Genomic DNA, 25,021 nt, shown 5'->3' with positions numbered 1-25,021 from the left:
GCCGAGCTTTTCATGCGCTTCTCCTCACTCTTCGTGTCCGCAGCCATTGCGCTGTGCCTTTCCAGTTGCGCAGGCAAGCCGCAGGCCGACGGGTCTCTAAAAAGCGCCTTTGCCGCCACGATGCCCGACAAGCCAACTGCAGGTGCACATGATCCTGTCGCACTGTCGCCAGCGGCATGGATGCGTCCACGCAACCCTATGGGGCTTGCCGGTCGCGACATTGAGGTGTCGTCCTTAAAAGATATCGCTCTTGCCAATAAGGAAGTCGTGCTCAGCTTCGATGATGGCCCTGTCCCCGGAAAGACAGAGCGGATCCTCGCGACACTTAACGACTTTGGCGTGAAGGCTACATTCCTGATGGTTGGCGAAATGGCGCAGGCGCATCCGGCCATTGCCAAGAAGGTCGTTGCCGAAGGACACACGATCGGTAGCCACACATTCAGCCACCCCAATCTGCGCAGCCTCGCATTCGACCGCGCAGTGGCGGAGATTGCCAAGGGTGAAAGAGCCGTGTCGAAAGCAACCGATACTGACGTGATGTTCTTCCGCTTCCCCTATCTCGCAGACAATAACAACCTTCGACGCATGGTATCCGAGCGCGGGCTCGTCATCATGGATGTCCAGGTCGATTCCAAGGATTACTTCACCGACACGCCAGCCCTCGTAGCGTCACGCACGATCGCGGCCCTTCGTCACCGCGGCAGCGGGATTATCCTGATGCACGACATTCACAAGCGCACTGCCACCATGCTGCCAGCGCTGCTGACCCAGTTGAAAGCGGAAGGCTACAAGGTGGTGCATCTGGTCTACAAAAAACCCGCTCAGAAGCCGTTGCTGGTTGCATCCATCAACTGATTTGCGGTGACAGCATCGAGCAACAGCTTGCCCGAACGGCGGTTTCTGATACAAGTAATAAAGTATTATTTTTAGAGCATCATACGGGTCTTAAAAGCATGTCAGCCATCAAGCTTGCCATCGTCGGCGTCGGCAAAATCGTTCGCGACCAGCATCTTCCAGCCATTGCCGCCAATGCGGATTTCGACCTCATTGCAACGGCTAGCCGCCACGGTACGGTGGAAGGCGTGCCCTCTTACCACACGATCGAGGAATTGATCGCAGCCGTACCTGACGCCACAGCCGTGTCGCTCTGCATGCCGCCGCAATATCGTTATGAGGCTGCCTATGCGGCGCTCAACGCTGGAAAGCATGTCTTCCTTGAAAAGCCGCCCGGCGCGACCCTCTCCGAAGTGCAGGATCTTGTTCGCTTGGCGGATTCGAAAGGCCTTTCGCTCTTTGCCAGCTGGCATTCGCGTTATGCGCCCGCCGTCGAGGCAGCAAAGAGCTTCCTGGCCTCCACCAAGATCAACAGCGTTCATGTCATCTGGAAAGAAGACGTGCGCCAGTGGCATCCAAACCAGGAATGGATCTGGCAGGCCGGCGGTCTTGGTGTTTTCGACCCAGGTATCAATGCGCTCTCCATCATCACCCATATCCTGCCGCGCGCGCTCTTCATCACCAAGGCGACGTTGGAATTCCCGGAAAACCGTGATGCGCCGATTGCAGCCGACATTCATTTCTCCGACGTGACGAAGATGCCGGTTCATGCCGAATTCGACTGGCGCCAGACGGGCAAGCAGAGCTGGGATATTGTCGCCGAAACAGAGGCAGGTCAAATGGTCCTGTCCGAAGGCGGCGCAAAGCTCTCTATCAATGGCGAACTGAAATTAGCCCAGCCTGAGCGTGAATATCCTGCCCTTTACGAACGCTTTGCCGAAATCATCAAGGCGAAGACATCCGATGTCGATCTTGCACCGCTGACTCACGTCGCCGATGCATTCCTGCTCGGTCGTCACAAGTTCGTCGATTCCTTCTACGACTGATCACAAGATCATTGACAGGCTTTGCCGATAAACAAATGACCGGGGAAGACCCCGGCCATTTTCCTTGACGCAATCTTTTCAAAGAGATGGCTGATTGTCAGCGGCCATTGGCCTTGCGCCATGCGGCGAAGGCCGTCTGATGCTCATCCTTGGTGCAGGGGTAAAGACCGATGATCGTCTCGCCCGCCTTCACGCGCTCCACGACGAAATCCTCATAAGCCGTCATTTCGACCGCCTCGTTGGCCACTTCGTCGGCAATGCCCGCGGGGATGACAATCACGCAATCGGCATCCCCAACAATGATGTCGCCAGGAAAGACCGGCGCGTCACCGCAGCCGATGGGGCCGTTGATCTCGATCGCCTCATGCTTGGTGAGGTTCGTCGGGCTAGAAGGGCGGGTGTGATAAGCCGGGATATCCAGCTCGGCAATCGTTGCCGCATCACGAAAGCCGCCATCGGAGACAATACCGGCACCGCCCCGCACCATCAAACGTGTTACGAGAATATCGCCGGCGGAGGCAGCACTCGCATCCTTGCGGCTATCCATGACCAGCACGTGACCGGGAGGGCATGTCTCGATTGCCACGCGCTGCGGATGGGCGGGGTTGCGGAACTCAACAAGCTGATTTCTATCTTCGCGCGCTGGCATGTAACGAAGGGTAAAGGCCGGGCCCACCATGTTCTTGCCCTTGTAGCCAAGCGGGCGAACCCCCTGAATGACCTGGTTGCGCAGGCCGCGCTTGTAAAGCGCTGTGGCCAGCGTCGCGACGGAAATCGTCGATAGTTTCTCGCGGGTTTCGCTGTTCATGGTTGTGTCCTCGTCGTGATGGATAAAGGCATTTCACGCCTTGTGAATGGGTTCATCGATGAAGATGCCACCCTGATATTTTGCGATGGCCGCTTGCGGATCGGGCCGCGGCACGATCCGTTCGATTTCCTCACGGAAGCGCGCGGCATTGTCGCGGCGCTCCCAGCCGAGAAAATCGACATGGGAATTGTCCCACCAGGAATCGTCGTTGGCAGACACGCCCCAGATGATGGGGCAACCAAGCTTTCGCACGCGGAAGACCGCCTCGATCAGCGAGACGAAATCGTCATGGCTGAGCCAGGTGGAAAGCATGCGCCAATCCATTGGCTTTTCGGTACAGGAACCGATGCGGACAATCGCCGTCTCCTGACAAAACTTGGAGTGATAGAGGCTCGCCATCGCCTCGCCGAAAATCTTCGACACGCCGTAAAGACCATCGGGCAAGAAGGGCATCTCCGGGGTCAGTTGCGTGCCCTGGGGATAATAGCCAATCGTGTGATTGGTGGAGGCGAAGAGGATGCGTGGCTTTCCGTTGGCTCGCGCCGCTTCATAGAGATTGTAGACTCCGCGTAGATTGGCGTCTTCGATCGGATCATAGGCCTTCTCAACCGAAATGCCGCCCAGGTGAACGATGCCATCGCAATCTTTCACCAGATCATGGACAGCGTGAGCGTCCTCCAGCGCACAGCGCATTACTTCCTCATGCGGCCCGGCCGGTGCGGCAATCTCAACCACATCCGACAGGCGGACGATTTCGGCAACATGACCGAGGCGCCCGCGCAGCATTCTGCCCAGCTGGCCGCCCGCACCTGTGATCAGCAAACGCTTCATCATCGACCCAATCCTTTAAAAGATATCCGGCTCGCCAGCGCTGCGGCCGAAATCCGTCTGGAGAAAATCGAAGTCGCAGCCCTTGTCGGCCTGGGTCACGTGCTTGGCGAAAAGATAGCCGTAGCCACGCTCGTAGCGAGGCGCCGGTGGCTGCCATGCGGCGCGCCGGCTGGCAATCTCTTCTTCGCTAACCAGCATGTCGAGGCGACGCGCCGGCAGATCGAGGCGAACGATGTCTCCGGTTTTCAACAGTGCTAGCGGACCGCCGACAAAACTCTCCGGCGCGACATGCAGCACGCAGGCCCCATAGGAGGTGCCGGACATACGCGCGTCGGAAATGCGCACCATGTCACGGTGACCTTTCTTGATCAGGGCCTTGGGGATCGGCAGCATTCCCCATTCCGGAAAGCCCGGTCCGCCGAGCGGGCCTGCATTGCGCAACACCAGAACATGATCGGGGGTCACATCGAGATTCTCGTCGTCGATCGCGGCCTTCATGTCGGGGTAGCTGTCGAAGACAAGCGCCGGACCTTCATGGACATGGAGTTTGGGATCGCTGGCCGCAGGCTTGATCACCGCACCATCCGGGCAGAGATTACCGCGCAACACGGCAAGAGAGCCTTCGGCATAGACCGGGTTGTCGAGCGAGCGGATGACGTCGTCATTGTAGACTTTGGCGCCTTCCAGGTTTTCACCCATGCTCCGCCCAGTGACCGTCAGCACCGAACAATCGAGGCGGCTTTCCAGCTGCTTCATCAGCGCGCGAAGGCCGCCGGCGTAATAAAAATCCTCCATCAGATAGTCCTTGCCCGAAGGACGGACATTGGCAATCAACGGGGTGACGCGACCGAGTGCATCCAGCTCGTCCAGCGTCATGGGTACGCCTGCGCGGCGGGCCATGGCGATCAGGTGCACGACGGCATTCGTGGAGCACCCGGTTGCCATGGCAACGATCGCCGCATTGCGGAAGGCCGCTGGGCTCAAGATGCGGTCAGGCGTCAGATCCTCGTCAACCATCTCGACGATGCGGCGACCGCAAGCGGCAGACATGCGCTGATGACCTGAGTCGACGGCAGGGATCGATGAGGCACCGGGCAGTGTCAGACCGAGAGCATCGGTGATCGCCGTCATGGTGGAGGCTGTGCCCATGGTCATGCAGACACCGGCCGAGCGCGCGATACCGCCCTGAACGCCGCGCCACTCCTCATCGGTCACGTTGCCTGCGCGCCGCTCGTCCCAGTATTTCCAGGCGTCGGAACCGGAGCCGAGCGTGTTGCCGGCATAGTTGCCGCTCAACATCGGACCTGCGGGCAAATAGATCATCGGCACGCCAGCGGAGATGGCTCCCAGCACGAGGCCGGGTGTCGTCTTGTCGCAGCCACCCATCAGCACCACGCCATCGAGAGGATGGGAACGGATCATCTCTTCCGTCTCCATCGCGAGCATGTTGCGGTAGAGCATGGATGTTGGCTTGGTGAAGCTCTCATCGACGGAGAGCGACGGCATCTCGACGGGAAAGCCACCGGCCTGGAGCACGCCGCGCTTCACATCCTTTACACGTTCTGGAAAATGCGAATGACAGGTGTTGAGCTCCGACCAGGTGTTGAGAATGCCAATGACCGGCTTGCCGGCAAAATCCTCTTCGGAGTAGCCGAGCTGCATCATGCGGGAGCGGTGACCAAAGCTGCGCAGATCGTCGGGCGCGAACCAACGAGCGGAACGGAGTTTTTTCTCAGTCATGTCAAACATCCTGCCTGAGCGTCAGCCCGCTCGTCGTATCGAAAAGATGAACGTGTTCGATTGGTGCCGACATGCGGATCACTTCTCCAGGGGAGACCGAAGTCTGACCGGATAGGTGTAGCGTCACAGGCGTACCATCGCCCAGATTACCGTAGAGATAGGATTCGCCGCCCAGTTGCTCGGCTGTGCGTACCGACATTGTGAGCGAGCCCTCGCTGCCGTGCTTCACGTGGTTAGGACGAATACCAAGTGTCACTTTCTGGCCGGGCGCATAGCCAAAGCCCATCTGCGGCAGCGGAATGAGTTCACCCGTCGCGATCTTCAGCTGCGGTGTCGGCCCAGAGATCACCTCACCGGCGAAGAAATTCATTTTCGGCGAGCCGATAAAACCGGCGACGAAGAGGTTGGCTGCGCGATTATAAAGATCGAGCGGGACGCCAAACTGCTCGAGCTTGCCAGCGCGCAGAACAGCGATCTTGTCAGCCATGGTCATGGCTTCGACCTGATCGTGGGTCACGTAGATCATGGTGTTGCCAAGCCGCTTGTGCAGGGCGGAGATTTCACCGCGCATATCGACGCGCAGTTCAGCGTCAAGGTTGGACAGCGGTTCATCGAAGAGAAAAACGCGCGGTTCGCGCACCACGGCGCGACCGATCGCAACACGCTGGCGCTGGCCACCCGAGAGATCCTTGGGACGGCGCTCCAACAACTGATCGATCTGCAGCATCTTGGACACCTGGGCGATCTTTTCGACGATCTCCTTTTTGGGCGTGCCGATATTTTCCAAACCAAAGGAGAGATTTTCGCGCACCGTCATATGTGGATAAAGCGCATATGACTGAAATACCATGGCAAGACCGCGGTCTGCCGCCGGCACGGTGTTGACGACATCGCCGCCGATGACGATATCGCCGCCGCTCAAGGCTTCCAGGCCGGAAATCATGCGCAGAAGCGTCGACTTGCCACAGCCGGAAGGCCCAACGAACACGCAGAATTCGCCATGCTTGATATCGAGATCGATCCCCTTGATCACATCCAGCGCGCCATATGTCTTTTTGACCTGACGAAGCTCAATACTTGCCATTGTCGTGTCTCCTCCCGAAGCTTATTTGCCGCCTGTCGACGCAATGCCGGTGGCGATGTATTTTTGCAGGAACATGAAGACCAGCGCGATCGGAGCGAGCGTCAGCACGGTCATGGCAAGCAGATTGCTCCATTCCGTCGTCATCTCTCCCTGGAAGGAATTGAGCGCCAGTTGCAGTGTAAAGTTTTCGTTGCGGGTCAATACGATGAGCGGCCATAGGAAGTCGTTCCAGCGCCACATGACCGCAAGGATTGCCAGAACCGCAAGGGCCGGAGCAGAGAGCGGCAGGATGATGCGCCAATAGATTTTCCATTCGCTCGCCTTGTCCATGCGTGCCGCATCGAGAATCTCATCCGGAATGGTCAGCATATATTGGCGCAGAAGGAACACGCCTGTCGGTGTCGCCGCCCCCGGAATGATAACGCCCCACAGACTGTTGATCATGCCAAGCTGGCTGGTGATGAGAAAGAGCGGCACGAGCACGACCGTCTGCGGGATCATCAAGGTACCGACGACCATCGCCAATACCGCACCCCTGCCCTTGAACTGGTATTTCGACAGGGCAAACGCTGCCATAGAGTTGACGATCAGCATGATCACGGTCGATGTCACGGTGATGAAGACCGAGTTCCAGAAGTAGAGTGGGAAGTTGAAACGCTGGAAAAGCTCCGTGTAGTTTTCCGTCGCCAGCGATACACGCTCTGCCGGCTTCAGCTCGTTGAACGGCATCTTCACGACTTCTGCCGGTTTTGCCGGGTCGATGACCTGCGCGACAAGCCCGATGCGGCGGATCATGCCGTAGGTCTTGCCATCCTTATCGGTATAGGCGGGCAGCGGTGCTGCCTGCCCGTCCACCACAAGGGTCTCCTGCGTATAGGGCAGAAGACGTGGCGGAAAGCGCTGGAGATCAGCTTCCGTCTTGAAGGAAGAGAGAACAAGCCAAACCACTGGGCCGAACATCAGTATCACAGCGAGACCAAGATAGGCGTAGGATAGCCAGTCAGTCCAATGCAGCTTGCCATTGCGACCGCGTGTGCGGGAAAGAAATGCAACGATCCTAGCCATCGACCTTGCTCCTGTTTGCCCGGAATTGCAGCGCAGTCAGCACCACGAGAACGACGGCGAGAAGCAGCGAAGCTGCAGCTGCAAGGCCGAAGTTGCGGGGCGTGCCGGCAAAACCGGTCTGATAGATGTATTGAATGATGAAGGTCGTCGCAGAGCCTGGACCGCCGCCAGTGAAGGCGAAGATTTCGTCGAAGGTCTGGACGCCCTTTATCAGCGATAGAACCAGAACCACTAGCATCGTCGGCGCCAGAAGCGGCATGGTGATGCGGCGGAAGATGCGCCAAGGGTTGGCCTTGTCGAGTTCGGCTGCCTCGTAAACGTCACGCGGGATCGCCTGCAATCCGGCAAGCAGGATCAGCGTGTAGAAGCCCATATGCGCCCAGACCGAGAGGAAGACGGACCAGCCAAAGGCAAGGTTTGCTTCCAGCAGCCAGTCCACCGAACTGAGCCCCATGGATTCCATTGCGGCGTTCAGAACTCCGAAGCGCTGCAAGATCCACTTCCAGATCAGCGCCACCACGACGGGCGACAAAAGAACAGGGAAGAAGAACACGGCGCGGAAGAAACCACGGGCGCGGATATCGCGGTTGAGAATGATGGCGGTTATCAGCGAGAATCCGACCATGAAGCCCACCTGAAGCACGACGAAGAACAGCGTGTTCCAAACCGAGCGCCAGAAGAGATCCTGCTGACAGGAATTGGGATCGAGATAATTGCCGCAGGACATCAGCGCGGAGAAATTCCCACCACCGACGAAAGGCCGATCGGCAAGCATGATCTGCTCGGTGCCGGTCACCGAATAGGCGACGTTCAGCAGGATCGGCAGAAACGCGAAGATGGCGAAGAGGATTAGGTTGGGGGTGAGAAACACCCAGGCAATCCGTCGATGTCCGAGAACCTTCTGCAAGAAGGAGAACGGAAGTTCGACAATGCCCATCACTGGCGCAATCAATTTATACATGGGGCTCCTCCTTCGATCCGGCGCGGCGCGGTATCGGCCGCGCCGGAAGGCGTTGGATCACTTCGCCTGCTTCAACATTTCCTCAACGTCCGTCTTGGCGCGGGCCATGGCTTCATCGACAGTGAGCTCACCGACGATGGCCTGGGTCACGCGCTGGACAGAGATGTTGAACATGGCGCGATTGTTCTTGTAGCCCTGATAGGTATAGGCAATCGGGCTGATGCCGGGGATCTGATCGAGCCAGGCATTCATGGCCTTCTGCGTCGAAGGGGTCGCGCCGGTATAGGTCACGCCCTTGTCCGCGACTGACTTCTTGGCCGGAACGTTGCGGGTACGCACCGTGAAGTCGAGGTAATTTTCGTCTTCAGCCAGGAAGTTCAGAATATCGGCAACAATCTTCGGGTTCTTGGTCTGCTTGAAGCCGACGATGCCGGTCCCACCAGGCATGCCGGTGCAGGCGGCACCACCGCAAGGCTGCGGAACAACTTCCCAGTCGAAGGCGTCGCCCACCTGACTGTCGAAGCGTGCTGTCTGCCAGCTGCCGGAATAGTAGTAAGCGAGCTGGCCGTTGATGAATTCCTGACCGGCGTCGCGATAGGTATTGCCCCCTTGGCCTGCCCAGACGTCACGCGCCATGGTGCCGTCCTTGTTCCACTCGACGAACTTCTTCACGAATGTCGTAAAGCCTTCATCGACCAAGATCGGTTTGCCTTCCGCGTCAAAAATCTTGGCGCCGTAGGAAATGGCCGGACCGGCGATACGGTGGCCGGAACGGTCGATCGCCATCGGGTAAGGCGTGCTGGTGGCCTTGGCAACGGCCGTTGCAGCCTTTGCCCAATCATCCATCGTCGCGTCCTTGCCGGGCACGGCAACATTGGCCTGATCGAAGAGCGTGCGGTTGATGAAGGCGCCAGTGATGGTCAGCTGGGTATGCATGCCGTAGATGCCCTTGTCGTCAGGGCCGCTGCGATACCATTTTAGCACGTTGGAGAAATTGTCTTCCCAGTTCTTCGCGTCCACGTAGGGCGTCAGATCGAGATAATAGCGGTTGAGGCCGCCAAGGTCGGTGACGGTTGCGAAGTCAGGGCCGCTACCACCGGCGAGCTGAACCGGCAGACCTTCCAACAATGCCTTGTAGGGCACGACGTCGGTGACGATCTTCACATCCGGATGCTGCTTTTCGTAGCGCGCGAGAATGTCCTTCAGGATTTCGCAGCCATTGCCATCATAGGCGCAGGTGAAGCGGACTTCCTGCGCGGCCTGAGCGCCACCGGCAAAAGACGCCGTCCCCAGGGCTAACGCTGCAAATGCGATCTTGTATTGACTGATCATCTGGTTTCCTCCCGTTAGATGATTATGCTTTAGAGCGTCGTGCTTCCTTTGGGCCGCATGACGCTCTACTGCTTTGAGTCTACGCATCGTGGTTTCTGAAAAATCGATTCCGGTTTTCAGGCCGATGCGTTGGCGTCTACCGGCCGTGGAGCCCAACCCTTGATCCACTGACCTTCCGCCGCCTCTGCCAGCCGCACGGGCCTGCCCTCCCGCGCCGAGCGATAGATGGCTGTCACCAGTTCTATGGATTGCAGACCGTCATTGACGGTGACTTCCTTACCGCCGCGCCCCTCCATGGCGTCGGCGATGGCCTCGACGAAACCGGTGAAACCGTTTTCGCCTTCGCCGACTGTGGCAAGAACCGCATCGATCTGATCTTGGGTCGTTGGTGCACGTGCTATGAAGCGCCACTTGTCTTCTGCCGGGCGGTAGGGCAGCGAACCGCTTTCGGCAGTAAAGCCTTCAAAGCAGAAGCGCAGACGCGATGTATCTTCCGCCGCACCAAGCGTCACCGAACTGGTGGCCAGCGCGCCGTTCTTCATGCGGAAGCTCAAGGCTGCGCAGTCTTCCGTCTCGATCGTGTTGACGCGCGTATCGGCCATGGTGAAAACTTCCTCGACCGGACCCAGCACGTGGCAGATCAAGTCATGCGCATGGATCGCGTGACCGAGGATCGCGCCGCCGCATTCGCCTTTCCACGTGCCACGCCAAGGGATGTCATAATAGCCCTTGCCGCGGTTCCAGTGTACTTCCGAGCTTGCAACATAGGCCTTGCCGGCAAGGCCGGCATCGATCAGCGCGCGAAGCTGACGCATCGCCGGGCCAAAACGATATTGGAAGACCGGGAAGATGCTGCGGCCTGTCGTCTTGACGGAATCGAGAAGCGCATTCGCCTCTTCCAGCGAACGGACAAGCGGCTTTTCACAGACGACATCCTTGCCGGCGGCGTGCGCCTTCAGCGTGATCGGAAAGTGCAAGTGCGGCGGCAGGCAGACGTCGATCAGCTGAATACTCTCATCCGCTAGAACCTCGTCCAGATCCGCCGTCACGTGGATAGACGTGCCATTAGCAACACCGCGCGCGCGCTCCACATCGAGATCGCAGATCGCCTTGACGGTGAAGCGCTCGGGTAGAGCGAGATACCCCTTCAGATGCTCGGCACCGATACCGGCGCCAACAATGGCGACGCCAATCATGCCTTTGCTCCTTCGGCCTTGGCTTGAGCCTGAAGCGACAGTTCGCAAACCTTGAAGACGTGTTCATGCGTCATCGCCGTTTCGGTGCGGTTGCGAATGTCGTCGCATACGCGTCCGAAATATGGGAGGCCGGCGTCGGAGGCATCAATATATTCGCAGCGATCGCCGTTGACGAGAATGAGACGGTCGGTGCCTTCGCTGTTACCGATATCGACATATTTGCGCAGCTCGATATAGCCCTCGGTGCCTAGGATCGTCAGGCGGCCGTCACCCCAGGTCGGCAGCGCATCCGGCGTATACCAGTCGACGCGGATGTAGCCGTGGCCCTTGTCACCGCGCAGCAGCACTTCGCCGAAGTCCTGCAGGCCCGGATCGCCTGGGTTCGCGTAGTTTGCGACGGTCGCGGACACGACTTCCACCTCGGTGGAGCCGGTGAAGAACATGAACTGGTCGATCTGGTGGCTGGCAATATCGGTGATGATGCCGCCATAGGCTTCGCGCTCGAAGAACCACGTCGGACGAATCTGACGGTTCAGACGGTGCGGGCCCATGCCGATGGTCTGGATGACGCGACCGATGGCGCCAGCGGCGACCAATTCGGCAGCCTTGGTGACACTTGGCACTTCGAAGCGCTCGGAGAAATCGACGGTCCAGATGCGATTGGTCTTCTTCACTGTCTGACGGATGCGCTCGAGTTGCTCGAATGTAGTGCAGCCCGGCTTGTCGGTCATGACATCCTTGCCAGCTTCCATCGAAGCGACGGCAAGGTCTGCGCGCTTGGAAGGGATATCGGCGATCACGACGAGATCAATGCTGTCATCTGCAAGAAGCGCTTCCTTCGTGGCCGCACGCGGCACGTCGGGGAAACGCTTGACGAAGCCTTCGACTACGTCAGGCTCGCCTTCCGTCCACCAGCCGACAAACTCAGCGCCGGCATCCATCAGGTTCTGTGCCATGCCAAAAATGTGGCGGTGCTCTATGCCGAGAGCCACGAACTTGATTGCTTTAGTCATCGTTGCAGTTCCACTTCCTTGCCGGTTTCGGCCGAGTTGATGATCGCGTCGATCAGTCTGTGAGATAAAAGAGCCGCTTCACCCGTCACGACCGGCGGGCGCGCTTCATCGAGGGCGTCTGCGAAATCCTCGAACACGCCCTGATGCCATTCATGGGTGAAGGCCATCGGATCGGCGCCGCCGCCGGTGCCAGCGGCTGCGCCGCCAAATATTTCCTGTCGTCCATCGCGCCAGTCGAGATGCAGCAAACCGGAAGCGAGCCGGAGGCTGGCGTTATCGAAATGCAGGAGGATCGATTCCGCCGAACCTGGAAAGCTTGCCGTGCTCGCAACCAGCGAACCGACCGCGCCGCTTGCAAAGCGAAGGCCCGCAGAAACGTAATCTTCCGTTTCCATCCGGTGGAAACGGGTCGTCGCCGCCATGGCCTGAACGCGGGATACGGGACCCGTCAGGCTCAGCGCAAGATCAATGGTGTGGATAGCTTGAGAGATCAGAACACCACCGCCGTCACGCGCCAGAGTGCCGCGACCGGGCTCGTCGTAATAGGATTGGGCGCGCCACCATGGCACGGAAATCTCGCAGAGACCGAGCTCCCCAAGCGTTCCGCCTTCAACGAGCTCGCGCGCCTTCTGCGACGCAGCCCGCATGCGGTGCTGGAAGATGATACCGAGCGTGATGCCGGCATCACGGCAAAGCCGTACCAGATGCTCGGCCTCGTCTGTGTTACGGGCAACCGGCTTTTCCATGAGGATGTGCTTGCCGGCGCGTGCGAAGGCTTCAACAATATCGAGTCGCGCATTCGGTGGCGTCGCGATGATGGCAAAATCAACGTCCGGGTCAGCAGCCGCCTCTTCTACCGACGAGTAAACTTTCACGTCATACCCAGCGCTCCAAGTGGCCTCTTCAGCCAGCGCCTTGGCGCGACCGGAACCGCTATCAACGATCCCCTTCAGCCTGATTTTCTCTGGACTTGCTGCACAGGCGAGCACATGCGTCTTCGCCACCATTCCGGCGCCGATTATGACGCAGGTCTTGATATTCTGCATTTTAGGGAGCCTCCCTTCCCATTGTGGCGTAATTTGCATACCGGTATGCCGGTTGTCAACTCACTTGTGTTCCGGTATACCGGTTAAAAATCCCTGGAGTGAAAATGCCCAAAATTCCGATGACAAGCGGCTCTGTCCCGACCATGGAGAGGCTGGATCTGAACCGCCCCGTGGTGGATCAGATCTACTCCGCACTGAAGTCCGCCATCCTGTCGCGCGAGCTTTTCCCAGGTCAGGCGGTATCCGAAAACGAGATCGGTCAGTCCTTCAATTCAAGCCGCACGCCGGTGCGCGAGGCATTGAGCCGCTTGCGAGACGACGGTTTGATCGTCACGCTTCCCAGCCGTGGTACCTATGTCTCCAAACTTTCGGAGAAGAATATCCGCAGCTCGCAGTTCATCCGCGAGGCGCTTGAGGTCGCAGCCGTCGAGAAACTGTGCCACATCGGCCTGTCAGCCGAGGCAGAGCAAGAGATCGAGCATGCGCTGAACGGTCAACGCAAAGCGATGCAACGCGGCGATCGGAAGGCTTTTCGCATGCACGACGATCAGTTTCACAGCGCACTTGCGGCAGCCACAGGCATGGAGAGGCTTGAAACGCTGCTGATCCGCGAAAAGGCAGGCCTTGATCGCCTGCGTGCTCTCGCCATTACCGACGAGGCGCATATGGCCGGGTTGCTGAGCGAGCACGAGGCTGTCTATGGGGCGGTCCAGGACGGCAATGAAGCGGTTGCGGCAGAGGAATTGCGCAAACATCTGCGACGCGTGCTCGGCATTCTGGCGCAGGTCTTTGCCAACCACCAGGACTATTTCGAGTAAGCCTGCGCCGCCACCGACACTGGATAAATGATCATGACGACTGCACCCTACGGACAGCTTCCTGCCGAGACACTTGCCATGTCACAGGCAACACTGCTCTGCGACACGATCAGCACACTGGCGGAATCCCCTGTCTGGGATGAGAAGCGCCAGGTCCTGTTCTGGTGCGACATTCTCGGCAAGACGGTGCGATCGGCTGCGCTCACACATGGCCAGTATCGCGAATGGTCTTTCCCAAGCACGGTGTCTAGCCTCGGACTTTGCGACGATGGCGACCTCATCATCGCTTGCGGCATGGATATTGTTGTCCTCGATCCAGATAGCGGTGCCATCAGTCCGCTGTGCAGCATTCCTTCGCCGGAAGACGCTCCTTTCCGACTGAACGACGGACGCATCGGCCCCGATGGTGCCTTTTGGGTCGGCACCATGCACAATGTGCCGCTTGCGCAGATGGAGCCACGCGGCGAACTTTGGCGGGTGACGGCAAGTGGAGCAGAGCGCATGCAAACCGGCCTGACCTGCTCCAACGGCCTTGCCTTCTCTGAAGATGGTTCGGTGATGTGGCAGAGCGATTCCATTCAGCGGTGGATCCGGCGCCGCGTCTTCGACAAGAGCGGCGGCACCTTCGACGAGGGCGTACTGGTTGCGCAGATGACCGAGGAAACGGGCAGGCCCGATGGTGGCTGCGTCGATCGTTCTGGCATTTATTGGAGTTCGGGCGTGTCCGCTGGGCTTATCAATGCGTTTTCGCCCGACGGCACGCATCTCGGCGCGACTGCGGCGCCCGTCCCGCACCCGACCATGGGCTGCTTCGGTGGGCCCGATTTCAGCACGTTTTTCCTGACTTCGCACCGTCACAACATGTCTTACGAACGGCTGCAAAAGGCGCCATTATCCGGCGGCGTGTGGGTCATTCCGACAACCACGACCGGTTTTGCCGGGTTTCGCTTCCGTCGTTGAACGGGTTCAGGCGTCTACGCCTTTTTCTGCCAGCGGCCTTCCGGTGATTGCTGCCAGTAAGTAAGAGCGTGCCCCTCACCTTTCAGCTTCTTCCACTGTGCCCTCGCCGCCTCGAGTTGTCCGGCGTCGTAGCCATCGAACATGAAGACGATTCGCTCGTAAGGCTCAAGCGCTGGCGCCTCTGCGCCATCGACAAGAAACCGGACCGTTGCCTGATTGACGTTGCCTTCGCTTGAGGTGAGCAGCACCGGCTGATCGGACGAATTTCCGGCGGCGTCGGTGGCGTGCGGCAGAAAGCTGTCGTCGCGAAATGTCCACAGAAGCACGTCGAGCGCATCGCGCTTCTCATCGCTTCCCGTCTGGACCGCGACCTTCCAGCCGCGTTCCAGCGATTTCTCCAGAAGCGGCGGCAAAGCATCCTCCAGCTTGGATTCCGTCAGATGATAAAACAGGACTTCCGTCATCGGGATATTGCCGCCTTCATACGTCACCTCAGTCTTCGTAGTGGGCGCGGACCAACTCATCGAGAAGCCGCACGCCGTAACCGGAGCCCCAGGACTGGTTGATCTCGGTCAAAGGCGAACCCATAGCTGTTCCGGCAATATCGAGATGTGCCCATGGGGTATCACCGACGAAGCGTTTAAGGAATTGCGCGGCTGTGACCGAACCGGCCAGGCGACCGGCGCTGTTCTTCATGTCAGCAAATTTCGAATCGATAATCTTGTCGTAATCCTTGCCGAGCGGCATGCGCCACAGTTTCTCCTGCGTGGTCTCACCGGCGCCAATCAGTTGACCGGCCAGTTCATCGTCATTGCAGAACAGGCCCGCCTGAAGATTGCCCAGCGCCACCGTGATCGCACCGGTCAGTGTGGCAAGATTGATCATGAATTTCGGCTTGAAACGGTCGTTTGTATACCAGAGCGCATCCGCCAGAACGAGACGGCCCTCGGCGTCGGTATTGATGATCTCGATTGTTTGGCCGGACATGGAAGTGACGATGTCGCCGGGGCGCTGCGCGTTGCCATCCGGCATATTTTCCACCAGCCCGATGACGCCGATGACATTGGCCTTGGCTTTGCGCGCAGCCAGCGTATGCATAAGGCCCGTCACCGCAGCCGCGCCACCCATATCGCCCTTCATGTCTTCCATACCGGCGCCGGGCTTCAGCGAGATCCCGCCGGTGTCGAAGACAACGCCCTTGCCGATGAAGGCAATCGGCTCATCTTTCTTGGAGCCGCCATTCCACTGCATGATGGCAAGCCGCGGCGGGCGAACCGAGCCCTGCGCGACCCCGAGAAGAGCGCCCATGCCAAGCTTCTTCATTTCTTTTTCGCCAAGGATTTCGACCTCAACGCCGAGTTTCCTCAAGCTTTCAGCTTTCTCGGCAAACTCGACGGGCCCTAGCACATTCGGCGGCAGATTGACGAGATCGCGCGCCAGAATCACGCCGTCGGCAACAGCCTGAGCGGCGTCGAACGCCTTCTTCGCCTCTTCATGGGCAACCGTCACGATCGTCACATCGACCCGCTTCGGCTTCTTTTCCTCGTCGGAGGACTTCTTGGTCTTGTAAGTATCAAAGCTATAGGCACGCAGCAGAAGTCCAAGCGCGAAATCGGCAGCGGTCTTGCCTTTTACATCGAGGCCCGGAACATCGAGATAGACGACAACCTTTTCCGCCTTCTTGAAATTTGCAGCAGCGCTACCACCGGCTCTCAGCCAATCATGGGCTGTCAGCTTCGTTGCCTTGCCAAGACCGATGACGACGATGCGATCGGCTTCGGATCCCTGTGGTGCGAGCACGTCGAGAACGCTCATAGACTTTGCCGCAAAGCCCGATACCTTCGCGGCCTTTTCCAGCACGCCAGCAGGATCGACATGCGCTTGGCCTGCCGCCCCGTCTTCTCCGGACGCGCGAAGAAGAATGACGGTGGCATTCTCACATGAGGCAGAAGCGGCGAAGGAAATATCGAAACTGGCGGACATCTTGATGCTCATCTTGCTGTTTTTTAAGGGGTGCGCGGATCATGAGCCTTTCCGCCCGTGACGCAACCCCGGCATGGCGCGTTGCAGTGTCAAATTTGTGGATGGAGAGCGGTGGCCTGGAACTGACGAAAAAGTTTTTCTCGCCCCTCTCCACAAAAAGCCACAGCGACAGGAAAAATGACGGTGCAGAAGAAATTTGTGGCGGGTGCGGAGTCGCCAAGCGTGATCCATACGATTACATAGGGCCAAATCCCTGCGAGGGGAAAAGAATGAAAAATGTGACCAGGGACTAAATGGCGCTTCTCGAACGCTACATATTGCGACGCACGACGCAGATGGTTCTCGTCGCGCTCATGCCTGTGCTGGCTATCATCTGGACGATCCAGGTTCTGCAAAGAATCAACCTCGTCACCGATAGCGGCCAGTCCATGGGCTCATTCATGACGCTTGCGACGATGCTGTTGCCGACGCTCATACCGGTCGTCTTGCCATTCGCGCTGGTCATCGGCGTGACGCAGACGCTGACGGCAATGAATACCGATTCCGAACTGGCGATCATCGATGCATCCGGCGCTCGTCGCACCATCATATACAAGCCCGTCCTCATTCTCGGTGCGGTGTTGAGTCTCGTCTCCTTCGGCATCACCAATTTCGCCGAACCGCCTGCTCGCGCCGCGGCGCGGCAAATGGTGGCGGAGGCCTATGCAGATCTGTTGTCTTCCGTCATCGAAGAAAAGACTTTCCGCACGATCCAGGATGGACTCTACGTGCAGATCGGCCAGCGTCAGGGCCGCATCTTGCGCGGTCTTTTCGTGGCTGACCGACGCGATCCGAATTACGACCTCATCTATTATGCAAAGGAAGGCATGATTGACGAAGGCGGTACATCGCTGACCATGCGCGACGGAGAGGTCCAGCAGAAGACACCAGACGGGAAGGTTTCCGTCGTCAAATTCCTGTCCTATGCCTTCGATCTATCAACCATGTCCGAGAAATCCGACAAGGAGCCGTCGCTTTCTGCCAGTGATGCCAGCCTCTCCTTCCTGCTCTCGCCCGATCAGGATCTGGACAGCTACAAAAAGAACCCCGGCACGTTCCGATCGGAATTGCACCGGCGTCTCGTCGACTGGATGTTTCCCTTTGTCTTTGCACTGATCTCGCTGGTCGTCGCGGGTGATGCGCGCTCCCATCGCGAGGCGCGACTGCACCCGATGGTGGTCGCGTTGGTGACCGCCTTCATGCTGCGCTGGCTTGGCTTCTATTTTACCAATCAGGTCAAGCAGAGCGCCGTTTTCATACCGCTTGTATATGCCGTGCCGGTGGTGAGCGGGCTTATTGCCACCTATGTGCTCGCGACAGGCCGGAAACTTCATATGCCAGCCTTCGTCCAGCACGCGAGCCGAATGCTTCAACGCCGTATCAGCCCTCCAAAGGCTAGCGGCAATGGAGGACAAGGCGCATGATCTTCGGAACGCTTGCCCGTTACTTTCTTCGCCGCTATGCCGTTACGACCTTCTGGTTTTTGCTCGGCGTCTCCTCGATCATTTTTCTGGCCGATTTCAGCGAAACGGCACGCCGCATGTCGGCTCTTCCCGGCTATTCCGTGCCTGCCGCGCTCGGCCTCACAGCGCTCAGGCTGCCTCTTATTCTGCAGCAGACCGTCCCATTTGTCGCACTTTTCGTCGGCATGACGACGCTGATTTCGCTCAATCGCCGTTACGAGCTGGTGGTGACTCGCGCAGCCGGTATCTCCGTCTGGCAGTTCATGCTCCCCTTCATTACCGGAGCGATCCTGCTCGGCATTCTATCCATCACAGCGCTCAATCCTCTAGCGGCGTGGGGAGAGAGCAAATCGCTTTCGGTTGAAGCAGGATGGCGCAACGATGGCAGCGGGCCCCGCCAGCAACAGGTCATTCCTTGGTTGCGTCAAAGCAGCGGCGGCCAGGATACGATCATCGGCGCCAAGAGTTTCGAGGACAACGGCACCCTGTTGAAAGATGTGGTGCTCATTCACCTCGATAAGAGCGGCAATATCCTTTTCCGGCAGGACGCAAGCTCTGCGAAATTGGAAGATGGTTACTGGCTTCTTAACGACGTTTCAGAGATTCGACCGGGCCACGTGCCCACGCATCAGGCAACATCGAGAATCAGTACCAATTTGAGACAGGAATTCGTTCAGGAGCGTTTGACGCAGCCGGAAACCGTTGCTTTCTTTGATCTTTCCAGAAAGATCGAAGTGGCAAAATCATTTGGCCTGTCATCGAAGGCGCTTGAGACCCAGTATCATTTCATGCTCTCGATGCCGTTTCTGCTCGTAGCGATGACCTTGATTGCAGCGACTGTTTCTCTAAAGTTCAGCCGTTTTGCACAGTCTCGTTCCGTGATTCTCGGTGGAATCCTTTCCGGCTTCGTGCTTTATGTGGTAACCGTGCTTGTAAGGGCATTCGGGAGTAGCGGCGTTGTTCCGCCCTTCGTTGCGGTCTGGATTCCAGTCATCGTAGCGTTGGCATTAGGGGCAACCATTCTGCTTCATCAGGAGGACGGCTAGTGGCGGTATTTGACCGCGGGAATATCAGACGGCTTGCGGCAGCCCTTCTGACAGGGGCTTCTGTGTGCGCATACGTTGCGACCGCATCCAGCGCTTTTGCTGATGACGGCGTGATGGTCGGCGACGCTCAAGACCAATCAAAACTCCTGCTTACAGCAAATGAACTCACCTATAATCGCGACGCTGAACAAGTGATCGCAACGGGTGGCGTGCGCATGAAATATTCGGGCTACCGCATGGTGGCCCAGAGGGTTGAATACAACCAGGGCACTGGCCGGGTGGTTGCTCGCGGCGATATCGAGTTGATCGAGCCGGGTGGAAACCGTATCTACGCCGACGAACTGGATGTCACCGACAACTTCTCTCAGGGCTTCGTCAATGCCTTGCGTGTGGAAACGACTGACAATACCCGCATAGCAGGCGAAAGCGCCGAGCGCGTCAATGAGGATGTCATGATCCTCAACAACGGCGTCTACACAGCATGTCTTCCCTGCTCCGAACGACCGGACAAGCCGCCATTATGGCAGGTCAGAGCCGAGCGCGTGATCCAGGACGGCAAGAGCCAGACCGTGCGACTTGAAAAGGCGCGTTTTGAGCTGTTTGGCAAGCCGATCGCCTATCTTCCTTTCATCACGGTTCCCGATAACCGGGTAAAGCGCAAGTCGGGCTTTTTGTTCCCGCAAATGAGCATAACGGACAAGCTCGGCTTCGGAATCGGCGTTCCCTACTATCAGATCCTCGGCGATAGCGCTGATCTGACCGTCACGCCCACCTACTACACGGCCCAGGGCCTTCTGCTGCACGGCGAGCTGCGTCAGCGTTTCGAAATGGGAACGCACACGCTCACATTTGCCGGCATCGATCAGAAGGACCCGTCCCGCTTTGATGCAGGAACCAGTGACTCGCTGAACGACCGTCGTGGCATGGTTGCCAGCAAGGGTGACTTCAAGATCAATCCTCGCTGGTCCTTCGGCTGGGATGTCATGGTGCAATCGGACAATAACTTCGCACGCACCTACGACCTCAAAGGCTACAAGAGCGAAACGCAGACCAACAAGCTTTACCTCTCCGGTCTCGGTGACCGTAACAGCTTCGATGCCAATGCCTACTACTTCAACGTTCAGGACAAGGACGACTTCGAAGCCGAGGAACGCCGACAGGCAATGGTTCACCCGGCCATCGACTATCGCTACTTCGTACCGGACCCGGTTTACGGCGGAGAGCTTTCGCTGACGACCAACCTGACGAGCCTGACAAGGCGTGATCAGGATGCGTATGCGCTTGGAACATCCAACCGATTCCCAGGCCTCGAGGGAACCTATACGCGACTATCTACCGAAGCGGAGTGGAAGAGAACCTATACATTTGACAGCGGCGTCCAATTGACACCGCTTGCAGCGCTTCGGGGAGACATCTTCTCCACCGACATGAGCACACAGGGTTTTGCTTATAACAGCATGATCAACGACGATGCGGCGTTCCGCGGCATGGCCACATTCGGCCTGGAGGCGCGCTACCCGATCCTGTTCACTGCTCAGAACAGCAACCATGTCATCGAGCCGATTGCACAATTGTTCGTGCGTCCGGACGAGCAATATGCGGGCCAGCTTCCGAACGAGGATTCTCAGGCCTTCGTCTTTGACGCGACCAATCTCTTTGAACGCGACAAGTTCACCGGCTTTGACCGGATCGAAGGCGGCACACGCGCCAATCTCGGTTTCCGCTACAACGGTACCTTCAATAACGGCTATGGCATTCGTGCGATTGTGGGTCAGTCCTACCACCTGGCGGGCGAAAATTCTTTCGCATCCACGGATCTGGTCAATGTCGGCGCCGACTCCGGACTTGAGTCTGATCGATCCGACTACGTGACCATGGCAGCAATCGATGCACCGATCGGCCTGTCCTTCTCCAACAGCCTGCGTCTCGACAAGGATAATTTCGAGATCAACCGCATGGAGAATAGTGTTCACTACGCGGACAACCGCTTCACCGGGAAGGTCAGCTACACGCAGGTCAAGGCACAGCCGAATTATGGCTATGATCGTGATCGTGACATCATCCAGACCTCCGGCAAGCTTCGTCTCAATGACAACTGGGCGCTGTTCGGGGCGATCAACTACGATCTGAATAATAAGTTCTCCAGCGAACGTCGTATCGGTGTTCTGTATCAGGACGAATGCACCATCTTTACCGTCAGCTATTCCGATGAAGGCAATCTGAGCACGGTACGTGAAGCGGCCAACGACTGGTCAATCAATGCCCGCATCGCCTTCCGTACGCTCGGCGATATCAGCGTCGGCTCCGCCGCAGAGGATTGGAGCAAGGCAGACATTGGCTGGCAACCGAACACTTACTGATCGACTGCTGGAAATTATCGAGATGCGGCGGGATTTTCCCGCCGTTTTCGTTTGATGGGCGAAACATCAGTCGTGTGCAGAGATAAGCAAAGATTATGCGTGTGAGAGCGCCTGCTGGACCATGGGATTGACGATTTCTCGATAAAACGGGTCACGCCCGCTCAGCCAGGGCTTTCGTCACGCTTTTGCCGCAGATATCGACGATCTCGTATCGGCGAACGATTGCCGTAGCAATCATTCCAGTGATATACACGGGCACGTTCATATTTAGGTTCGCAGCGTAAGGACAGACAACGCCGCAAGGTACGGCTGTAACCTTCATGCAGCGGGAGTTTCAAGAGCACTGTCTGGGCACTCGTCCCACGTCATGCCGAGAGGGAGAGAACAGGATGAACTTCGGAAAGAAGGCGATGCGTAGCGTCGCGTTTGCCTTTGCGATCTTCGCAGTTCCCATGATTGTCGCACCACAGGCAAATCGTGCTTTTGCCGATAGCGCGGTTAAGATCGTCGTCAACAAGACGCCAATCACCTCCGACGACATAGCGCGCCGCGTCGCTTTCCTGAAACTACAGCGCCAATCCGGCAATCTCAATGACAAGGCGCGTGAGCAGTTGATCGATGAGGCGCTGAAGCGCGACGAGATCGCCCGCGTCAAGGCCTCCGTCAGCACCGCGGATGTGGATGCAGCTTTCGCGCGCTTTGCTGCCACGAACAAGATGACGAAAGACCAATTGACCAAAGTATTGGCCCAGGCAGGCGTTGGCGCTGACCACTTCAAGTCGTTTATCGCCATCCAGATGAGCTGGCCGCGCCTTGTAAACGCGCGCTATGGCGGCAAGAACCGCATGTCGACTCAAGATTTCGTCACGAGGCTCAAGGAACGCGGGCAAAAGCCCGTCACGACGGAGTATTTCCTTCAACAGGTTATCTTCGTGGTGCCGCAGTCGAAGAAGTCCATCGTTGGCAAGCGCAAGAGCGAAGCGGAAGCCTCTCGCAAGCGTTACCCCGGCTGCGAACAGGCAAAGACTTTCGCAGCGACGATGCTGGATGTGTCGATCAAGGATCTCGGTCGTATTCTTGAACCGGAACTGCCGGCAGAATGGAAAGACATGGTCATCAAGGCGCCTGTGGGCGGCACCACCGGCACCCTCGTGACCGACAAGGGCGTGGAATATCTCGCGGTCTGCAAGAAGCAACAAGTGTCCGACGATTATGCAGCGGAAATCGTTTTCCGGGCCGAGGACCTGACCAAGGCCGAGAAGGGTGAAAACCCGAATGAAAAGAAGTATCTGGACGAGCTTCGCAGCAAGGCGCAGATTACCAGAACGTGAGTGAAGTGCGGCGCTCCTTACTGCTGCGCCCCTCTATTGACATAGATGCTACCGTCGGCAGGCTCTCTCTGCCGGTTACGGCATAACAGGTGAAAGCTCCAACGCATTGTCTTCGCTCAAGCTGCCTCTTGCTCTTACCCAAGGCGACCCCGCTGGAATCGGTCCCGATATCGCACTCGCAGCCTGGGCGAAGCGCGCGGAACTTGACGTTCCACCGTTCCTGTTCATCGGCGATCCAGAGGTCCTGACGAGCAGAGCGAATATACTCGGCATGCCCGTCAGCGTGGTGACGTGCGAAGCAGAAGAGGCGTTCTCTGCCTTTTCGTCCGCCCTTCCCGTTCTTGCCGTTCCCGTCGGCTTTGACGTTCAGGCTGGACAGCCGCATGTAGGGGCTGCCCATTCGACCGTAAAAGCCATCGAGATCGCCGTTTCGCTCACGATGGAGAACAAGACTGCGGCCGTCGTTACTAATCCCATCGCCAAATCCGTACTTTACGAGGCCGGGTTCGGGTTTCCAGGTCACACGGAATTTCTTGCCGATCTAGCATTGAAGCATACAGGCCAGCCAGCAAGGCCGGTCATGATGATTGCTGGCCCAAAGCTGCGCGTCGTACCTGTGACCATTCATATTCCACTGAAGGACGTCGCGTCGGCTTTGACCCAAGACTTGATCATCGACACCTGCCGCATCGTTGCCAACGATCTGAAGAGCAAGTTCGGTATGGATGCTCCGCGGCTGGCGGTGGCCGGGCTTAATCCTCATGCGGGAGAGGACGGCGCTATCGGCCTGGAAGATCGCGACATCATCCATCCGGCGACCATGCGACTGCGCAAGGATGGTATCGATGCGTTCGGCCCGCTGCCCGCCGATACGATGTTCCATGATGCAGCGCGCAAGCGTTACGATGTCGCCGTCTGCATGTATCACGATCAAGGTCTGATACCGGCAAAAGCGCTCGGCTTCGATGATTCGGTCAATGTCACGCTCGGCCTGCCCTTCATCCGGACGTCACCCGACCACGGCACAGCCTTCGGCATTGCTGGACAGGGTATCGCCAATCCGTCCAGTCTCATCGCATCGCTGACGATGGCGGCCCAGATCGCCGAGCGACAGGCCTCGTGATGGCAGCCATCGATGGTCTTCCGCCTCTGCGCGACGTCATCCAGCGCCATGGTCTCGACGCGAAAAAATCGCTGGGCCAGAACTTCCTCTTCGACCTTAATCTTACCCAGAAGATCGCGCGCACCGCGGGCCCGCTCGACGGCGTGACTGTTTTCGAGGTTGGTCCAGGGCCTGGCGGCTTGACGCGGGCCATCCTTTCTCTTGGAGCGAAAAAGGTGATCGCAGTCGAACGCGACAGCCGTTGCCTGCCAGCGCTTGCGGAGATCGCAGATCATTATCCCGGAAGGCTTGAGGTCATCGAGGGCGATGCTCTCAAGACTGATTTCGAGATGTTGGTTCCCAAGGGCGAACCGATCCGTATCATCGCCAACCTTCCCTATAATGTCGGCACGCAGCTTCTGGTGAACTGGCTTTTGCCGAAAGAATGGCCACCATTCTGGCTTTCCATGACGCTGATGTTCCAGAAGGAAGTCGGGCAGAGGATCGTTGCCGAGGAAGGCGATAATCACTACGGTCGCCTGGGCGTGCTCGCCGGATGGCGCACAGTGCCGGAAATGGCATTTGACGTGCCACCGCAAGCCTTCAGCCCGCCGCCCAAAGTCACCTCGACTGTCGTGCATCTGTTGCCGAAGGCAAAGCCAATGTCCTGCGACGTGGAGAAGCTTGAGAAGGTCACGGAAGCCGCCTTCGGTCAGCGACGAAAGATGCTGCGCCAAAGTGTAAAGAGCATCGGTGGCGAAGCGCTGCTTGAAAAGGCTGGCATTGACCCCACACGACGCGCCGAGACGCTTTCAGTAGAAGAGTTCGTACGGTTGGCAAACAGCTTGTAATCCTTGCTGAGCGACAACTTGATCGACATCCATCTCGCGTCGAGTCGCGCCGAGAAGGACGTCTTGAACAACGCCGGTTTAAACACAGGCGCGATCACTCTTCAGGCACCAC

The 25,021-nt window shown here is 58.0% G+C and carries 23 protein-coding genes; 11 read left to right on the top strand and 12 right to left on the bottom strand.

Going from position 1 to position 25,021, the window contains the following annotated elements; all coding sequences use genetic code 11:
- The first annotated feature begins 12 nt into the window (after window positions 1-12).
- Both QZ862_RS16320 and QZ862_RS16315 read left to right on the top strand, forming a co-directional pair.
- Window positions 13-855, top strand: coding sequence for a polysaccharide deacetylase family protein (locus QZ862_RS16320; RefSeq protein WP_296075105.1), 843 nt, complete (start codon window positions 13-15; stop codon window positions 853-855).
- 98 nt (window positions 856-953) lie between these two features.
- The gene (locus tag QZ862_RS16315; protein ID WP_296100970.1) at window positions 954-1,880 is read left to right on the top strand and encodes a Gfo/Idh/MocA family oxidoreductase; all 927 of its coding nucleotides are present in this window, start codon (window positions 954-956) and stop codon (window positions 1,878-1,880) included.
- A 97-nt stretch (window positions 1,881-1,977) separates the two neighbouring features.
- On the opposite strand, the gene QZ862_RS16310 is transcribed toward QZ862_RS16315, so the two are convergent.
- The 10 genes from QZ862_RS16310 to QZ862_RS16265 all read right to left on the bottom strand — a co-directional run bounded on the left by QZ862_RS16310 (window position 1,978) and on the right by QZ862_RS16265 (window position 12,956).
- Window positions 1,978-2,688: a ribonuclease activity regulator RraA gene (locus QZ862_RS16310; RefSeq protein ID WP_296040050.1), complete on the bottom strand. Its 711-nt coding sequence runs from the start codon at window positions 2,686-2,688 to the stop codon at window positions 1,978-1,980.
- Window positions 2,689-2,721: 33 nt separating this feature from the next.
- Window positions 2,722-3,522 (bottom strand): NAD(P)-dependent oxidoreductase, encoded by an 801-nt coding sequence (locus QZ862_RS16305; RefSeq protein ID WP_296100967.1) that lies wholly within the window; start codon window positions 3,520-3,522, stop codon window positions 2,722-2,724.
- Window positions 3,523-3,534: 12 nt separating this feature from the next.
- On the bottom strand, window positions 3,535-5,259 hold the full coding sequence (gene araD, locus QZ862_RS16300) for an L-arabinonate dehydratase (RefSeq protein WP_296100965.1): 1,725 nt from the start codon (window positions 5,257-5,259) through the stop codon (window positions 3,535-3,537).
- Between the two features lies 1 nt (window position 5,260).
- Complete coding sequence (gene ugpC, locus QZ862_RS16295; RefSeq protein ID WP_296100964.1) at window positions 5,261-6,343, bottom strand: sn-glycerol-3-phosphate ABC transporter ATP-binding protein UgpC; 1,083 nt, start codon at window positions 6,341-6,343, stop codon at window positions 5,261-5,263.
- Window positions 6,344-6,364: 21 nt separating this feature from the next.
- On the bottom strand, window positions 6,365-7,408 hold the full coding sequence (locus QZ862_RS16290) for a carbohydrate ABC transporter permease (protein ID WP_296100963.1): 1,044 nt from the start codon (window positions 7,406-7,408) through the stop codon (window positions 6,365-6,367).
- A complete protein-coding gene (locus QZ862_RS16285) occupies window positions 7,401-8,369 on the bottom strand; it encodes a sugar ABC transporter permease (RefSeq protein ID WP_296100962.1) in 969 nt (322 codons plus the stop codon). The genes QZ862_RS16290 and QZ862_RS16285 overlap by 8 nt, the downstream gene beginning before the upstream one ends.
- A 57-nt stretch (window positions 8,370-8,426) precedes the next feature.
- The gene (locus QZ862_RS16280; RefSeq protein ID WP_296100960.1) at window positions 8,427-9,701 is read right to left on the bottom strand and encodes an ABC transporter substrate-binding protein; all 1,275 of its coding nucleotides are present in this window, start codon (window positions 9,699-9,701) and stop codon (window positions 8,427-8,429) included.
- Between the two features lie 116 nt (window positions 9,702-9,817).
- The gene (locus QZ862_RS16275; RefSeq protein WP_296100959.1) at window positions 9,818-10,897 is read right to left on the bottom strand and encodes a Gfo/Idh/MocA family oxidoreductase; all 1,080 of its coding nucleotides are present in this window, start codon (window positions 10,895-10,897) and stop codon (window positions 9,818-9,820) included.
- Window positions 10,894-11,910, bottom strand: coding sequence for a Gfo/Idh/MocA family oxidoreductase (locus QZ862_RS16270; protein WP_296100957.1), 1,017 nt, complete (start codon window positions 11,908-11,910; stop codon window positions 10,894-10,896). Before QZ862_RS16270 ends, QZ862_RS16275 begins: the two co-directional genes overlap by 4 nt.
- Window positions 11,907-12,956: a Gfo/Idh/MocA family oxidoreductase gene (locus QZ862_RS16265; RefSeq protein ID WP_296081440.1), complete on the bottom strand. Its 1,050-nt coding sequence runs from the start codon at window positions 12,954-12,956 to the stop codon at window positions 11,907-11,909. Before QZ862_RS16265 ends, QZ862_RS16270 begins: the two co-directional genes overlap by 4 nt.
- Before the next feature lie 104 nt (window positions 12,957-13,060).
- Here QZ862_RS16265 and QZ862_RS16260 point away from each other — a divergent pair, with 104 nt between their 5' ends.
- A complete protein-coding gene (locus QZ862_RS16260) occupies window positions 13,061-13,774 on the top strand; it encodes a GntR family transcriptional regulator (protein ID WP_296100955.1) in 714 nt (237 codons plus the stop codon).
- Between the two features lie 33 nt (window positions 13,775-13,807).
- Window positions 13,808-14,734 (top strand): SMP-30/gluconolactonase/LRE family protein, encoded by a 927-nt coding sequence (locus tag QZ862_RS16255; protein ID WP_296100953.1) that lies wholly within the window; start codon window positions 13,808-13,810, stop codon window positions 14,732-14,734.
- Between the two features lie 14 nt (window positions 14,735-14,748).
- Here the strand turns inward: QZ862_RS16255 and QZ862_RS16250 are convergent, their stop codons facing one another.
- On the bottom strand, window positions 14,749-15,198 hold the full coding sequence (locus QZ862_RS16250) for a DNA polymerase III subunit chi (protein ID WP_296101037.1): 450 nt from the start codon (window positions 15,196-15,198) through the stop codon (window positions 14,749-14,751).
- Window positions 15,199-15,226: 28 nt separating this feature from the next.
- A complete protein-coding gene (locus QZ862_RS16245; RefSeq protein WP_296019582.1) occupies window positions 15,227-16,717 on the bottom strand; it encodes a leucyl aminopeptidase in 1,491 nt (496 codons plus the stop codon).
- Between the two features lie 41 nt (window positions 16,718-16,758).
- On the opposite strand from QZ862_RS16245, the gene QZ862_RS16240 reads away from it, so the two are divergent.
- The 7 genes from QZ862_RS16240 to rsmA all read left to right on the top strand — a co-directional run bounded on the left by QZ862_RS16240 (window position 16,759) and on the right by rsmA (window position 24,909).
- Window positions 16,759-17,010 carry a hypothetical protein gene (locus QZ862_RS16240; RefSeq protein WP_296081436.1) on the top strand — a complete coding sequence of 84 codons (252 nt, stop codon included), beginning with the start codon at window positions 16,759-16,761 and terminating at the stop codon, window positions 17,008-17,010.
- Window positions 17,011-18,180 carry an LptF/LptG family permease gene (locus tag QZ862_RS16235; protein WP_296100951.1) on the top strand — a complete coding sequence of 390 codons (1,170 nt, stop codon included), beginning with the start codon at window positions 17,011-17,013 and terminating at the stop codon, window positions 18,178-18,180.
- Window positions 18,177-19,265 carry an LPS export ABC transporter permease LptG gene (gene lptG, locus QZ862_RS16230; protein ID WP_296100950.1) on the top strand — a complete coding sequence of 363 codons (1,089 nt, stop codon included), beginning with the start codon at window positions 18,177-18,179 and terminating at the stop codon, window positions 19,263-19,265. Before QZ862_RS16235 ends, lptG begins: the two co-directional genes overlap by 4 nt.
- The gene (locus tag QZ862_RS16225; RefSeq protein WP_296081433.1) at window positions 19,265-21,625 is read left to right on the top strand and encodes an LPS-assembly protein LptD; all 2,361 of its coding nucleotides are present in this window, start codon (window positions 19,265-19,267) and stop codon (window positions 21,623-21,625) included. The genes lptG and QZ862_RS16225 overlap by 1 nt, the downstream gene beginning before the upstream one ends.
- Before the next feature lie 410 nt (window positions 21,626-22,035).
- Window positions 22,036-22,956, top strand: coding sequence for a peptidylprolyl isomerase (locus QZ862_RS16220; RefSeq protein WP_296019584.1), 921 nt, complete (start codon window positions 22,036-22,038; stop codon window positions 22,954-22,956).
- Between the two features lie 106 nt (window positions 22,957-23,062).
- Window positions 23,063-24,079 (top strand): 4-hydroxythreonine-4-phosphate dehydrogenase PdxA, encoded by a 1,017-nt coding sequence (gene pdxA / locus QZ862_RS16215; protein ID WP_296100949.1) that lies wholly within the window; start codon window positions 23,063-23,065, stop codon window positions 24,077-24,079.
- Window positions 24,079-24,909, top strand: coding sequence for a 16S rRNA (adenine(1518)-N(6)/adenine(1519)-N(6))-dimethyltransferase RsmA (gene rsmA, locus QZ862_RS16210; protein WP_296100948.1), 831 nt, complete (start codon window positions 24,079-24,081; stop codon window positions 24,907-24,909). Before pdxA ends, rsmA begins: the two co-directional genes overlap by 1 nt.
- The last annotated feature ends 112 nt before the right edge of the window (window positions 24,910-25,021 follow it).

It is taken from the genome of uncultured Agrobacterium sp., assembly GCA_913777615.1.
Classification (GTDB): domain Bacteria; phylum Pseudomonadota; class Alphaproteobacteria; order Rhizobiales; family Rhizobiaceae; genus Agrobacterium.
This window is presented reverse-complemented; position numbering and strand designations above follow the sequence as displayed.

Excerpts from the sequence above, each read along its gene's own strand:
- lptG (WP_296100950.1), top strand. The coding sequence starts at position 18,177 with ATGATCTTCGGAACGCTTGCCCGTTACTTTCTTCGCCGCTATGCCGTT.
- QZ862_RS16265 (WP_296081440.1), bottom strand. The coding sequence starts at position 12,956 with ATGCAGAATATCAAGACCTGCGTCATAATCGGCGCCGGAATGGTGGCG.
- QZ862_RS16275 (WP_296100959.1), bottom strand. The coding sequence starts at position 10,897 with ATGATTGGCGTCGCCATTGTTGGCGCCGGTATCGGTGCCGAGCATCTG.
- QZ862_RS16280 (WP_296100960.1), bottom strand. The coding sequence starts at position 9,701 with ATGATCAGTCAATACAAGATCGCATTTGCAGCGTTAGCCCTGGGGACG.
- QZ862_RS16240 (WP_296081436.1), top strand. The coding sequence starts at position 16,759 with ATGAGCCTTTCCGCCCGTGACGCAACCCCGGCATGGCGCGTTGCAGTG.
- QZ862_RS16285 (WP_296100962.1), bottom strand. The coding sequence starts at position 8,369 with ATGTATAAATTGATTGCGCCAGTGATGGGCATTGTCGAACTTCCGTTC.
- QZ862_RS16250 (WP_296101037.1), bottom strand. The coding sequence starts at position 15,198 with ATGACGGAAGTCCTGTTTTATCATCTGACGGAATCCAAGCTGGAGGAT.
- araD (WP_296100965.1), bottom strand. The coding sequence starts at position 5,259 with ATGACTGAGAAAAAACTCCGTTCCGCTCGTTGGTTCGCGCCCGACGAT.
- QZ862_RS16305 (WP_296100967.1), bottom strand. The coding sequence starts at position 3,522 with ATGATGAAGCGTTTGCTGATCACAGGTGCGGGCGGCCAGCTGGGCAGA.
- QZ862_RS16320 (WP_296075105.1), top strand. The coding sequence starts at position 13 with ATGCGCTTCTCCTCACTCTTCGTGTCCGCAGCCATTGCGCTGTGCCTT.
- QZ862_RS16260 (WP_296100955.1), top strand. The coding sequence starts at position 13,061 with ATGCCCAAAATTCCGATGACAAGCGGCTCTGTCCCGACCATGGAGAGG.
- QZ862_RS16235 (WP_296100951.1), top strand. The coding sequence starts at position 17,011 with ATGGCGCTTCTCGAACGCTACATATTGCGACGCACGACGCAGATGGTT.
- ugpC (WP_296100964.1), bottom strand. The coding sequence starts at position 6,343 with ATGGCAAGTATTGAGCTTCGTCAGGTCAAAAAGACATATGGCGCGCTG.
- QZ862_RS16270 (WP_296100957.1), bottom strand. The coding sequence starts at position 11,910 with ATGACTAAAGCAATCAAGTTCGTGGCTCTCGGCATAGAGCACCGCCAC.
- QZ862_RS16245 (WP_296019582.1), bottom strand. The coding sequence starts at position 16,717 with ATGTCCGCCAGTTTCGATATTTCCTTCGCCGCTTCTGCCTCATGTGAG.
- QZ862_RS16315 (WP_296100970.1), top strand. The coding sequence starts at position 954 with ATGTCAGCCATCAAGCTTGCCATCGTCGGCGTCGGCAAAATCGTTCGC.
- QZ862_RS16290 (WP_296100963.1), bottom strand. The coding sequence starts at position 7,408 with ATGGCTAGGATCGTTGCATTTCTTTCCCGCACACGCGGTCGCAATGGC.
- QZ862_RS16255 (WP_296100953.1), top strand. The coding sequence starts at position 13,808 with ATGACGACTGCACCCTACGGACAGCTTCCTGCCGAGACACTTGCCATG.
- QZ862_RS16220 (WP_296019584.1), top strand. The coding sequence starts at position 22,036 with ATGCGTAGCGTCGCGTTTGCCTTTGCGATCTTCGCAGTTCCCATGATT.
- QZ862_RS16310 (WP_296040050.1), bottom strand. The coding sequence starts at position 2,688 with ATGAACAGCGAAACCCGCGAGAAACTATCGACGATTTCCGTCGCGACG.
- rsmA (WP_296100948.1), top strand. The coding sequence starts at position 24,079 with ATGGCAGCCATCGATGGTCTTCCGCCTCTGCGCGACGTCATCCAGCGC.